The organism is Alteromonas sp. ABV4_515 (assembly GCF_056160345.1).
In genome coordinates, this window is sequence record NZ_JBSWWZ010000005.1 from 180,458 (window position 1) to 193,461 (window position 13,004).

Annotated in this window: 10 protein-coding genes; 4 read left to right on the top strand and 6 right to left on the bottom strand. The window is 47.4% G+C overall.

All coding sequences use genetic code 11. From position 1 onward, the window contains the following. Window positions 1-38: 38 nt before the first annotated feature. Window positions 39-2,246: a 4-alpha-glucanotransferase gene (gene malQ, locus ACXAGX_RS13040; RefSeq protein WP_474819897.1), complete on the bottom strand. Its 2,208-nt coding sequence runs from the start codon at window positions 2,244-2,246 to the stop codon at window positions 39-41. A 243-nt stretch (window positions 2,247-2,489) separates the two neighbouring features. On the opposite strand from malQ, the gene gap reads away from it, so the two are divergent. The 4 genes from gap to ACXAGX_RS13060 all read left to right on the top strand — a co-directional run bounded on the left by gap (window position 2,490) and on the right by ACXAGX_RS13060 (window position 7,087). Beyond that, window positions 2,490-3,485 (top strand): type I glyceraldehyde-3-phosphate dehydrogenase, encoded by a 996-nt coding sequence (gene gap / locus ACXAGX_RS13045; RefSeq protein WP_474819893.1) that lies wholly within the window; start codon window positions 2,490-2,492, stop codon window positions 3,483-3,485. A 125-nt stretch (window positions 3,486-3,610) separates the two neighbouring features. Then, window positions 3,611-4,462 (top strand): D-hexose-6-phosphate mutarotase, encoded by an 852-nt coding sequence (locus tag ACXAGX_RS13050; RefSeq protein ID WP_474819889.1) that lies wholly within the window; start codon window positions 3,611-3,613, stop codon window positions 4,460-4,462. Between the two features lie 125 nt (window positions 4,463-4,587). Next, a complete protein-coding gene (locus ACXAGX_RS13055) occupies window positions 4,588-5,853 on the top strand; it encodes a DUF3500 domain-containing protein (protein WP_474819886.1) in 1,266 nt (421 codons plus the stop codon). Beyond that, window positions 5,837-7,087 carry a HupE/UreJ family protein gene (locus tag ACXAGX_RS13060; RefSeq protein WP_474838837.1) on the top strand — a complete coding sequence of 417 codons (1,251 nt, stop codon included), beginning with the start codon at window positions 5,837-5,839 and terminating at the stop codon, window positions 7,085-7,087. Before ACXAGX_RS13055 ends, ACXAGX_RS13060 begins: the two co-directional genes overlap by 17 nt. A 70-nt stretch (window positions 7,088-7,157) precedes the next feature. On the opposite strand, the gene ACXAGX_RS13065 is transcribed toward ACXAGX_RS13060, so the two are convergent. From ACXAGX_RS13065 to zwf, 5 genes are read right to left on the bottom strand one after another with little or no spacing between them, the layout of a single operon-like run. Beyond that, complete coding sequence (locus ACXAGX_RS13065) at window positions 7,158-7,802, bottom strand: bifunctional 4-hydroxy-2-oxoglutarate aldolase/2-dehydro-3-deoxy-phosphogluconate aldolase (RefSeq protein ID WP_474838838.1); 645 nt, start codon at window positions 7,800-7,802, stop codon at window positions 7,158-7,160. A 2-nt stretch (window positions 7,803-7,804) separates the two neighbouring features. Then, a complete protein-coding gene (locus tag ACXAGX_RS13070) occupies window positions 7,805-8,758 on the bottom strand; it encodes a glucokinase (protein ID WP_474838839.1) in 954 nt (317 codons plus the stop codon). Continuing rightward, entirely contained in the window at window positions 8,755-10,584 is a 1,830-nt protein-coding gene (gene edd / locus ACXAGX_RS13075) for a phosphogluconate dehydratase (protein WP_474838841.1), read from the bottom strand. Before edd ends, ACXAGX_RS13070 begins: the two co-directional genes overlap by 4 nt. A gap of 10 nt (window positions 10,585-10,594) precedes the next feature. Further along, complete coding sequence (pgl, locus tag ACXAGX_RS13080; RefSeq protein ID WP_474838842.1) at window positions 10,595-11,287, bottom strand: 6-phosphogluconolactonase; 693 nt, start codon at window positions 11,285-11,287, stop codon at window positions 10,595-10,597. A 3-nt stretch (window positions 11,288-11,290) separates the two neighbouring features. Next, window positions 11,291-12,787 (bottom strand): glucose-6-phosphate dehydrogenase, encoded by a 1,497-nt coding sequence (gene zwf / locus ACXAGX_RS13085; RefSeq protein ID WP_474819867.1) that lies wholly within the window; start codon window positions 12,785-12,787, stop codon window positions 11,291-11,293. Window positions 12,788-13,004: the final 217 nt, after the last annotated feature.

A 13,004-nucleotide genomic window follows, 5' to 3' on the forward strand; every position in this document is an offset into this window, starting at 1 on the left:
AAAATCTGCCGGCAAAAGCCGACAGATCCCGGACCGCTTTACTTATCTGTACTGGCCTGTTTTCTGACTTCTGTCAGTTGACGGGCAAGATGAGTAATGTCCTGATTATTAAAAATACTTTCCAGCGTCTGCGTGAGTTTTCTGCGCCAGTTAGGGTATTCATTAAACGTACCGGGTACATTAACAGGCTTATCCATTTCCAACCAGTCCTCTAATTGCAAACTCAGTAACGCACTTGAACCACTTGCCATATGCAATTGCATGCCACGATTCAATTCTGTGCTCATACCGGTATAGTTCACATCCCGACTGATATTTTCGCTAATGGAATGATGACCATGGAGGGTATCCAGTATCGCTTGTTTATTCTCGTGTCTGTCGGTGTACAACTGAGACAGAATTTCATCGGTAGGATACAGCCCCAACTCTTTGCCCATTTCTAAATCGAGACAATGCCAAAAACCGGTGAGTGTTGGCATATCGTGAGTGGTCAATGTCGACATTGATTGCACCGGATAATGGGAGGGAGAGAAGAAGCCGCCGTCTTCAGCCTGTTCGAAGAAAAATACGCGATATGAATGTACCCCGTTATCTGCCAATTTTTCTCGAATTTCTTCAGGTACGGTACCCAGGTCTTCGCCGATCACTAAGCTTTGATTACGGTGGCTTTCCAGCGCCAGAATGGCCAGCAAATCGTCTACCGGATAATACACATAGCCGCCATCTTTCGCGTGATCGCCTTTCACAACCCACCACAAGCGCAATAGTGCCATCACGTGGTCTATACGCAATGCCCCTGAACCTGCCATGTTAGAGGCAAATAAATCAATAAATGGCTGGTACTTTTGCTCGTATAATTTGTGGGGGTCCATTGGCGGCAAGCCCCAATTCTGACCCAATGGACCAAGAATGTCTGGTGGCGCGCCCACAGAAGCACCCACACAATAGAGATCTTTATTACCCCAGATTTCCGCACTTCCCTCGCTCACCCCGACTGCAAGGTCACGATACAAGCCCACTGACATACCCGAGGCTACGGCCACATCGCTGGCGGCTTGAAGCTGAATCGCAGCTTGCCATTGCAAGAACAAGAAGAAAGTGACACGTTTTTTGTTTTTCTTTTTAAACGCGGCTACTTCTGGTTTATGGTATTCCTTAAACTCATCCGGGAACACAGGCCAGCCCCAAGACGGTTTACCTTCTTCTGCCAATTTTTCTTGTAGCGTGTCGTACACCGCCAGCATATCTAGGCTTTCGCCACCCGCTTCAACAAAGGCTTTAAATTCGCGATTTTGCTTCGTGTTGGTCTTTAAATGCTTTTCATAGTAAATATCGAAAACGGCACTGAGTGCAGGCAGTTTTAAACCGGCTACGGCAGCGTAGTCAATAAAATCAGTGGCCCTGGCTGCTGCCAGTTGCTGCTGAAAATCATCAGTGTTTACCACCGCCTGAACATGCTCGTCATCGAAATAAGGCAATGCAGTCACATCCAGGTATAAGTAATTTAACCAACGGCGCGAAGACGGTCCGTAAGGGCTGCAAGCATCAGGGTTGGCCGGGTACAACGCGTGAATGGGGTTCAATCCGATAAATTCGGCGCCTGATTCCGCGGCCTTAGCAGTGAGGTTTGCCAGATCGGTAAAATCGCCCATGCCCCAGTTTTTTTCACTACGCACGCAGTAAAGTTGCACACTAAGGCCCCAGATTTTCTTGCCCTTTTCGATGGCTTCAGGAATAAAGCATTTGTTCGGCGCCATGATAATTCGCATGGAACACAGAGGCTCGTCATCCCCTTCCACCAAGAGGACAAGGTCGTGATAACCAAGAGGCACATCAAACGGTAACGCAATAATGTATTCGTGGAACTCAACGTCATCTAGCTCAGCCACGTGCGCCAGTGTTTCGTCAACCGGCACAAAACTGTGGACGAATGTCTGCCCATCTTCTGTATTGAGGTTTACAGTATAAGTGTCGGTTACCAATTCTATGGGTAACCGAATTGAGAAAGATAAGGTTTCAGATTGGCGTAGTACCTGAACAGGATTAAGCGGTGTTTGCCAGATCTTTCTGGCCTCTGCTTTAAGCTGTTCTTCAATTGCGAGTTCGTTACTGGTGTCGTAACCCAGTACATTCAATAATTTGGCCTGACTTGACGCTGAAATAGCGGCCGGCTTTCCCCACGCATCGGTATAGTGGGTTTCTATGCCTCGCATCTCAACCAGTCGTTGTAAAACGGGATTTGTCATTCGTGTCCTTTTCTGTTTTTCTAGCGTTGAGGTTTGTACGGCAAATGCCGGACATTCGTGTCAACGCACATTTTTTTGCATTATCAAATAAAGACTGTGTTCGAAGAAACTGAATACGTTTGCATAGTTCATAGTTGTAATTTTGCAACAAAATAGCGCATTTTGCTTTGCCAATTATGCCATTTTGATCCATACTTTACGTAATTTATTTACACTTGTACCAACTTACAACAGAGGTATGACATGACTATACGCATCGGTATCAATGGCTTTGGGCGCATTGGTCGCTTGGTAATGCGCGCTGCACAGCAGCGTGACGACATCGAGGTTGTTGCTATCAACGACCTGCTCGACTTAGACTATATCGCTTACATGCTGAAGTATGATTCTACCCATGGCATTTTTAATGGTGAAATAAAGGTAGACGATAATCAGTTAATCGTAAATGGTAAAACAATTCGCGTTACATCAGAAAGAAACCCAGCTGATCTGGCCTGGAATGATGTAAATGTTGACGTTGTTGTTGAATCAACCGGTCTGTTCCTGACCAAAGAAACCGCTTCTGCTCACTTAGCAGCGGGTGCGAAGAAAGTCGTAATGTCTGCGCCTTCTAAAGATGACACGCCAATGTTTGTTATGGGTGTTAACCACAAAGAATACGCGGGTCAGGAAATCGTATCTAACGCGTCTTGTACTACTAACTGTCTGGCACCTGTAGCTAAAGTACTGAACGATAACTTTGGTATCGTTGACGGTTTGATGACCACTGTACACGCAACCACAGCAACACAGAAAACCGTAGATGGCCCGTCTCACAAAGACTGGCGCGGTGGTCGTGGCGCTGGCCAGAATATCATTCCTTCATCTACCGGTGCAGCAAAAGCTGTAGGCAAGGTAATCCCTGAGTTGAACGGTAAATTGACTGGTATGGCATTCCGCGTACCTACGCCTGACGTATCCGTTGTTGACCTGACAGTTAACCTGGCAAAACCTGCGACTTACGAAGAAATCTGCGCTGTAATGAAAGCGGCGTCTGAAGGTGAGCTGAAAGGTATTTTAGGTTACACAGAAGATGCCGTGGTATCGAATGACTTCCTCGGTGATGCACGTACCTCTGTATTCGATGCAGATGCAGGTATCGCACTGACCGACACTTTCGTGAAAGTTGTATCTTGGTACGACAACGAATGGGGTTACTCAAATAAAGTTCTGGATCTGGTTCAGCACATTTCCAAGTAATACTTTCCCGTTAGACGGGTAAAACAATGAAATAAAAAGCAAAAAAGGTGCGATTAACTATCGCACCTTTTTCTTTTACCATGCACAATGCAAGTTGGAATTAATTATTGGCAAGGAGACGAAGCGTGAGTATTTGTGACTCAATTTCTGTCGAAGAATCATCGGGTATCACCTTTTTACAGGTAGACAACGCTTTTGCTACCAGTCGAATTAGTCTATTTGGCGCCCACGTACTGTCGTTCGTGCCGAAGTCAGACAATGTTGACCGTCTCTGGCTTAGCCCGCATGCCTTTTTAAATGGCGAACGCCCTATTCGTGGCGGCATCCCAATTTGCTGGCCTTGGTTCGCTGACAACCATGGCCGCGAAAAAGGTGAGCTGCCAGCTCACGGCTTTTTACGCACCCAAACCTGGCAAATTCAGTCGTCTGAAGACACCGAAACCGGCACCCGTATTGTGCTTACACCTAATTTCAGTCGTGGTGAAGGTTTCGAATACGATTGTCAGGTGAGCTATGAAATTCTTGTAGGTGAACAATTATCGGTAACGCTAAAAACGGAAAACACCGGCATCGTTCCGTTTACCTTTAACGCGGCACTGCATAGTTACTTTGCAGTGGAAAGTATTGGTAAAACGGAAATTACTGGGATTGAAGGTGAATATAAAGACAAGCTCGAAGATTGGGCCATCAAGCCAACCCCGAGCCCCTATGTATTCTCTGGTGAAACCGATCGAATTCATCAACATGCCGCGCCCGATGTCACCATAGATGTCGATAATACTGCGCTGACACGCGTCACTTCCATGGGGCACGATTCCATCGTGGTGTGGAACCCGTGGCAGGGAGCAGCATCGATTGCAGACATGGATGCCTTTGGATATCGTCACATGCTGTGCGTAGAAACTTCGGTAACGAATGGCGTGACCATCGAACCGGATCATGCCCACAGCATTACGCAGATTGTAACGCCTTTATAAAAACACAATTTACGCCAGCTAAGTAAAGCCCCCGTAAAGCTGGGTAAAGTAGCGTTAAGAGAGTATCGTTTTCTTACAATCCCGATGAATAATAACGCTGATTGTTTTTTCATCGGGAGAATTTTGTGACCAAACCAGTTTCACTTGCCACACTCTTGCTGGCATCGCTTATGGCCTTACAGGGCTGCGGTGGAGACAGCAGCGACAACACCACGACTACCCCAACCACTGAAACCGCCACAGACGACTCAGCATCGGCAGATACCGGTGACGATACGACTGATGAATCAGAGACCGGCGACGACACTGACGATGAAACGACAGGCGACGATGATACAGAGGAAGACACGGAAGAAGACAGCTCAGATAGCTCGACAGTCACAGCTTCTTCGTGTGATGAAGACAGTACGTCACAAATCGACGCACTTATCTGCGTCACCGAAGTGTTTATCGACACCCTTTCGGAAAGTGAACAGGCCAGCGTGCTTTACGACTGGGATAATTCGAATACTGAAAGAACCATTTGGTCGAATCTACCCACCGGCAATGTTCAACGCAATGGCTTGCGTATTGGCGAACTCAATGACGATGCGTATTCTGCATTAATTGATGTTGCTCAAATTCTTTTGAACGATGAAGGTTACGAGGATTTTCAAGGCGTGCTCGCAGCCGATGATTATCTTCAGGAACAGGGGGGCGGCAGCACTTACAGCTCAGCCAATTATTACATCGCCATCTTTGGCACGCCAGCACGTGATGAAAGCTGGATGATCCAGCTTGGCGGACACCACCTGGCTTACAACGTGACTTTTGTGGATGGCGTGGGTTATCCAGTACCTAACCACTTTGCCACAGAGCCGAAAGCCGCATTTGAACTTAATAGTACCACGTATGCGCCAATCGTTGAGGAAGGTGATGCCATGGTGGCCATGTTTGATGCATTGAGTAGCGCAGAGCTCAGCGAAGCCTATCTCTCAGGTGAATCCTATTCGGATGTTTTAGTTGGCCCTGATAACGGTAGCGGTACCTATCCAACAGACTACCCTACTGGTGATGACCGCGGTGGAATTCTGGTGTCCTCACTGACTGAAGAACAACAAGCTCTGGTTATCGCCGCGATGGCGCAATGGGTTGACGATTATCAAGCTGAAATTTCAGACCCGCTAATGGCCGATTACACGACTGACGAAGCGTTAGCTGATACGTATATCGCTTGGGCTGGCTCGCAATCAGCGGGCATTGATGTGGATACCAATGGCACTTACCTCCGTATAGACGGGCCTAGAGTGTGGATTGAACTCGCGTGCCAGGGCGGCGTAGTGATACGCGGAGAGACGCATTACCATACTATCTACCGCGATAAGGAAATGGATTATGGCAATACGCTGTAATGTATTTCGATTACTGATAGTGCTGGCTGGGCTTTTTGCCCAGCCCACTTTTGCACATCCTGCATCAACCACTTCAATAGTTGTTTCCCAGCAAGATGATGCACTTCTCCTTAATGTTTTACTGCCGATTGAACAATTACAGATGGCCATGCCTGATTGGCCGGTGCTTGTGCGCAATGATGAGGCGCAGTTTAACACGTTTATCATTCCTTACCTTCATCAGCACCTAACCGTTTCTTTGGCGGATATAACCCTGCCAATCTCCATTAAACCTTTAGGTACAGAGCGATGTGAATACGAAGACTGCCTCAAGCTAGAGGCTACAGCTCGCCTACCTGCCAACGCATCCTTGTCTGCGTTGACTGTTGTTTACGACGGCATTACCCATCGAGTGAGAAATCACCGAACACTACTGATCACCGATTTACCGGTTGAGAATACCAATCGAATGGTGTCTGGGGCTTACGTACTTTCATGGTCTCACAAGACAGCCTCACTTTTAGTCACACCGACTCATCTCCAATTGCTCACACGCTTTTTTAAGTTGGGACTACATCATATCCTTGAAGGTATGGATCATCTGGCTTTTCTGCTGTGCTTGCTATGGTCTGTCATTGGTACCAACCTACAGACAATTAAAACTAACAGCCACCGAAGCATACGCCATGTTGTGAATCAGTCTGTGGTGTTAATTTCTTTATTTACCCTCGGTCATACCCTGTCTCTGGCACTTTCAGCCATGAATATATTCGCCCTGCCCACATGGATAACAGAAGTTGGTGTGGCGCTCTCAGTTCTGATTGCCGCCGTCACGCTTGCAATTCGTCCGCAGTCTCAAAATCGACTGATTGTATTGCTGTTTGGGCTAATTCACGGCATGGCTTTTTCTGAAGTGCTTCATGCATTGCCTGTTGATACCTCAACCCGGCTTTTCGCAGTGGCAGGATTCAACGTCGGGGTGGAAGTATTCCAGATATTACTTGCCGCGGTAACGGTACCCGCACTGTTTGTACTGACGAAATGGCGATATTTCAATTCATGTAGGATAATGTTCGCCGGTCTTATCGCTATTGCGGCGTGTATCTGGCTAATTGAGCGATTGAGCGCTACATCCGCTGCCAGCTGGATTGTTTGCGTAATTGTGGTACTTACCGGGTTAATTTTGCTGTACAAAACCAGGGTACAGAGACCATCACACAGGAACCCTAACAACTTGCACCTCAGCGATATATAAAAAACTGACGTACAAAAAAACCGGATGCCTTTACAGGAACATCCGGTTTTTTGGTACAGGCTATAAACGCTTAGCGTTTTGCACCTTCGCAAGCTTCTTTGGCCAACTGGGTAATTGCATCCCAGTTTCCACTTTCAATGGCATCATCTGGTGCAACCCATGAGCCGCCTACGCAAGCTACGTTAGAAAGTGACAGATAGTCGTTGTAGTTTGCAGGACCAATTCCGCCAGTTGGGCAGAAAGTCACATCAGGGAAAGGACCACCAATAGACTTCAGCGCTTTCACGCCACCCGATGCTTCTGCAGGGAAGAATTTCAGGTGGTCATAGCCGGCATCTTTCGCCGTCATCAGATCTGAAATTGAGGAGATACCAGGAATCAACGGGATATCGTAACCTTTACCGGCTTCCAGCAAGGCTTCAGTCAGACCAGGGCTAATAGCGAACTTAGCACCCGCTTCTACAACCTGCTTTAATTGCTGAGCATTCGTTACGGTACCTGCACCGATGATAGCTTCTGGTACTTCATCTGCAATTTTGCGGATAACTTCCAGGGCAACCGGCGTGCGAAGTGTTACTTCAAGCACTTTGATGCCACCTGCAATCAGCGCTTTTGCCAGCGGTACAGCTCTGTCCAGATCCTTGATTACCAGTACCGGGACCACGGGACCAGCAGCAAAAATTTCCGCAGGTGAGTAGTTGGTGTTTGTTGTCATAGTTAGCTCGCAGTATGTTGTTTTAAATAAGCTGAGGCACCTAACAATCCGTGATCAGGCTCAGCAATTAAATAGGTTGGAATATCTTTGACGTAGTGCTTCATTTGCCCTTTGGCTTCAAAGCGTGCGCGAAAATCGCTGTCTTGTAAGAATTCAGCAAAACGATTTGCAATACCACCACCAATGAATACACCACCTGTTGTCGCCATGTTCAGCGCCAGGTTGCCGGCAAAGCTGCCCATGATGCGGCAAAATTGCGTTAATGCACGTACGCAGGTGTGACACTCGCCGCTCAATGCTTTTTGCGTGACTTCGGCAGGTTCATTAGCTGCAAGTGGCTCGTTAGCGTTTTCAGCTAGCGCCTTATAAACGTTCATCAGACCTCGACCCGACATCACTTCTTCAGCAGAAGCGCGGGCAAATTGATTCTGCAGATAACGCCAAACAATAACGTCTGTTTCGTCTACTGGCGCGAAGTCCACATGGCCACCTTCACCGTCGAGGGTTTGCCAACCTGAAGTTGTCATCGTGAGGTGTTCAACACCTAACCCTGTCCCAGGACCGAAAACAGCGATATTGCCATTTTCCTTTGGCGTACCTTCACCAATTTGCACAACCTGATCTTTACCAAGCACTGGCAATGAGTGAGCGACAGCAGTGAAATCGTTAATCACAAAAAGTTGTTCCAGATCTAACTGCTGCTTCAGTGCTTTTTGTGAAAATGCCCAGCTGTGATTTGTCATCACAACCTGGTCGCCAAGTACAGGACAGGCAATAGCAATGCAGCCTGCGGTAAAGGTGAAATCAGGTAAATCTTTAAAGTATTGTTCAATCGCCAGATCTATACTGCCGAAATCCTTACACTGGTATTTGATAATGTTATCAACACCAGTTTCAGTAACGCGGGCCAGACGAATATTCGTCCCGCCCACATCAGCGACAAACTTCTCCGTCATAACGCCTGCTCCTGAGTAACAAATAATGAACACGCGCCTTCTTCTGCACCAGTCAGAATGTTTCTGAAACCAGCGAAGAGCTCGCGGCCCATGCCTTCCTGATGGTGTGCCAGATTGGCTTCTTTTGGCGCACGTGCCGCCAGCGTTGCTTCATCAACACATAATGTCAGCTCGCCAGTTTCTGTGTTCAGTTCGATAATGTCGCCATTTTCAACTTTCGCCAGCAATCCGCCTTTGTAGGCTTCCGGGGTAACGTGAATGGCAGCAGGTACTTTACCTGACGCACCCGACATACGGCCGTCAGTCACCAGGGCAACATTGAAACCACGGTCTTGTAACACGCCAAGTGGTGGCGTTAGGCGGTGCAACTCAGGCATACCGATTGCTGATGGGCCCTGGAAGCGCACAACAATGATGGCATCTTTATCTAGTTCACCAGACTTAAACGCGCCATCCAATTCGAATTGATCTTCGAAAACAACAGCGGGCGCCTTGATTTTGCAAATCGGTGAACGCAAAGCAGAGGTTTTAATAACACCTCGACCCAGGTTACCGCGTAATACGCACACGCCGCCGTCAGGCTTGAATGGCGTTTCAACGGTTGCGATAACTTCTTTATCCAACGACTCAGTTGGGCCATCACGCCATTCCAACTCGCCATCAATGAGCATCGGCTCTTTGGTATACAGGTCCAGGCCTTCACCACAAATCGTTTTCACATCGTTGTGAATTAAACCGGCATCTAATAATTGACGGAACAACAGTGCCATACCACCGGCAGCGGTAAAGTGGTTGATATCCGCAGAACCATTTGGATAAATGCGCGTAAGCAGCGGTGTAGCATCAGACAGTTCTGAGAAGTCATCCCAGTTAATAATGATGCCAGCAGCACGTGCAATGGCCACTAAGTGCATTGTGTGGTTAGTTGAACCACCGGTTGCTAATAAGGCAACGATACCGTTCACGATTGCTTTTTCATCAACGATATGACCAATAGGCGTGTAGTTTTCACCCAAATCGGTAAGACGCGTTGCCTGAACCGCTGCGGCTTTCGTTAACGCATCGCGCAGAGGCGTACCTGGATTAACGAAAGAAGAACCCGGTAAATGCAGGCCCATAGTCTCAACAACCAACTGGTTAGAGTTCGCTGTACCATAAAACGTACATGTCCCGGCAGAATGATAAGACTGTGACTCCGCTTCCAGCAGCTTGTCGCGACCAATCAACCCTTGCGCATATTCCTGACGAACACGGGCTTTTTCTTTATTGGGAAGACCAGATGGCATTGGACCGGCAGGAATGAATACAGTTGGCAGGTGACCAAAGGCTAAAGAGCCCATTAATAATCCAGGGACGATTTTGTCACAGATACCAAGCATCAATGCGCCATCAAACATGTTATGCGAAAGGCCAACTGCGGTTGCCTGCGCGATAACATCACGGCTCATCAAGCTTAAATCCATACCTGGGTTACCTTGAGTAACGCCATCACACATTGCTGGTACACCACCGGCAAACTGTGCCACGCTACCTACTTCACGAACCGCATCTTTGATAATTTCAGGATAGGTTTCGTAAGGCTGGTGCGCTGACAACATGTCGTTGTAAGCTGAAATAATACCAAGGTTGGCTTTCGTCATGGAACGTAAGTCAGACTTATCTTCCTTACCACACGCTGCAAAACCGTGCGCCAGGTTGCCGCAAGATAATTCACCACGTAACGGTCCAGTGCGACGCGCTCTTTCGATTTTATCCAGATAAGCTTTACGGCTGGCTTTACTGCGTTCGATGATTCGCTGTGTTACTTCAGCAATCTGAGAATTCATTTTTCTACTCCTAAGGTGCCCACATTAAGGTGACATCAGCACGATTAACCACAGCCGTCACCGGTTTTTCCAGTTCGGTGCTGTTGGCCAGCGCATCTTCAAGAACCTGCTTTTTCTTCTCACCGGTTAAGTGAATAAAGATATTGCGGCTGTTAAGAATAGCCGGCAGTGTGAGTGAAATACGCTGATGTGGTGCGGTGGTAGGTTGCGTGGCAATACAAACCTTGCCGCTGGCAAGATTAAGGCCGTCTTCAATTTGTGCAGAGCATGGGAACAAAGAGGCAGTATGACCGTCTTCTCCCATACCGAGGATCAGTGCGTCGAAGGGTAAACTGAAGCTCGACAGGCGATTTTCAGCTTCAGCAATCCCGTCGTTGGCGTCAGCATCGTCGGTTTTCAACGTCACGAAGTGTGCTGCTGCCGCTTTATTCTGAATCAGATTCTCGCGAACCAATTTGGTGTTGCTTGCTTCGTCGTTTTCACCAACCCAGCGTTCATCAGCCAGTGTGATATCGACTTTGTCCCATTCAAGGTCGGTCTGACTCAATTGCTTGAACAGTGCCAGTGGTGTTCTACCACCACTGACCACCAGACTAGCACGGCCACGTTGGGCAATGCCGTCTTTCAGCAATTCAATCAGTGTGTCGGCAAATGCGCGAGTAAGTGCATCTGCATTATCGAAAGCATTGATTGTTAAAGCCATGAATTACTTCTTCTTGCGTGAAATTTTACTTTCGTACCAGCTACGGTTAGCGCGTGCGAGCAAACCGATAGAATCAACTGGTCCCCATGTGCCGGCCTGATAAGGCTCTGGCGGCTCATTGGTGTGCTTCCAGGCTTCAAGAATTGAATCTACCCAGTTCCATGCTTGTTCAATTTCATCGCGACGAACAAACAGCGCCTGGTTGCCTAGCATCACTTCCAACAACAGTTTTTCGTAGGCATCTGGAATACGCTCTTCCGAGAAAGCTTCAGAGAAACTCAAGTCGAGCTTAGACTTCTGCAGATCCATAGAGCCTGAACTGGTTAACCCAGGCACTTTGTTCATCACGGTGATTTCAACACCTTCATCTGGCTGCAAACGAATAACCAGTTTATTAGGTGGCAGATTCTGGAAGCTATCGCCAAACAGGTTGTGCGGCTGGCGCTTGAAGTAAATAACAACCTCAGACACTTTGGTCGGCAGACGTTTACCGGTGCGTAAATAGAAAGGCACACCCGCCCAACGCCAGTTGTCGATGTCGGCTTTAATAGCAACAAAGGTTTCGGTACGGCTACGGGTGTTAGCACCCTCTTCTTCCAGGTAGCCTGGTACTTCTTCACCTTTTACGAAGCCAGACGTGTACTGACCACGAACGGTAGACTCATTAATGTTAGACAGGTTAATCGGACGCAGTGCTTTAAGTACTTTCAGCTTTTCATCACGAATACTGTCAGCGTTAAGGTTAGCAGGCGGCTCCATGGCAATTAAGCTCAGCACCTGTAACAGGTGGTTCTGAACCATATCACGCATTTGACCGGCATCGTCAAAGTAACCCCAACGACCTTCAATGCCCACAGATTCGGCCACGGTAATTTGGACGTGGTCGATCGAGTTGTGGTCCCAGTTTGTTGCAAAGATAGAGTTCGCAAAACGCAGGGCAATCAGGTTAAGTACCGTTTCTTTCCCCAAATAATGGTCGATACGGTAAATTTGAGATTCTTTAAAATATTCTGAAACCTGGTCGTTAATGATCTTGGAGGATTCCAAATCGTGACCAATGGGTTTTTCCAGTACAACGCGCACTGAACTATCGATGATATTACAGCTGTGCAAACCACGGCAGATGTCACCGTAAATTGCTGGCGGAGTGGCGAGGTAACACACCATAGTGCGCTTTGCATCTACCACTGAATCGAACACTTGATAGCTTTCTGTGTTCTTCATATCAACGCAAGCATACTGTAAGCGTGCTTCCATTCTGGCCCAAGTTTCTTCGCAGAAATCTTTATCGCCAAACTTTTCAATGTTCTTACGGACTTCTATCTTGTAGTCCTCAGTGCTCACATCCTGACGCGCTACACCAATAATCTTGGTTTCAGGATGAAGCAGCTCAGCTTTTTCTAGCTGATATAAGGACGGCAACAGTTTCCGTCGTGAGAGATCCCCTAGGGTGCCGAAAAGCACAAAATCACAGGGTTCAAAGGAATTATCCATTACCATATTTGTCGACCTTCTTAATGATAATCCAGATAACAGTTCAATACTGTCAGGCAACACAGATTAACTGTTCTGTTAGTTGTTAGCACATAGTTAACACCAAATGTAGTAAAATTACAACTTGCATTGTTTATATGGCGTTAAAGAGGTATTTCTTCACTGAATACCCATCATTCTGACAGTCCGGTTGTCAAAAAATTACATTTTTCTTGTCACCCGA

Coding starts and splice junctions, on each gene's coding strand:
- ACXAGX_RS13060 (WP_474838837.1), top strand. CDS start 5,837: ATGGCAATACGCTGTAATGTATTTCGATTACTGATAGTGCTGGCTGGG.
- zwf (WP_474819867.1), bottom strand. CDS start 12,787: ATGGTAATGGATAATTCCTTTGAACCCTGTGATTTTGTGCTTTTCGGC.
- malQ (WP_474819897.1), bottom strand. CDS start 2,246: ATGACAAATCCCGTTTTACAACGACTGGTTGAGATGCGAGGCATAGAA.
- gap (WP_474819893.1), top strand. CDS start 2,490: ATGACTATACGCATCGGTATCAATGGCTTTGGGCGCATTGGTCGCTTG.
- pgl (WP_474838842.1), bottom strand. CDS start 11,287: ATGGCTTTAACAATCAATGCTTTCGATAATGCAGATGCACTTACTCGC.
- edd (WP_474838841.1), bottom strand. CDS start 10,584: ATGAATTCTCAGATTGCTGAAGTAACACAGCGAATCATCGAACGCAGT.
- ACXAGX_RS13065 (WP_474838838.1), bottom strand. CDS start 7,802: ATGACAACAAACACCAACTACTCACCTGCGGAAATTTTTGCTGCTGGT.
- ACXAGX_RS13070 (WP_474838839.1), bottom strand. CDS start 8,758: ATGACGGAGAAGTTTGTCGCTGATGTGGGCGGGACGAATATTCGTCTG.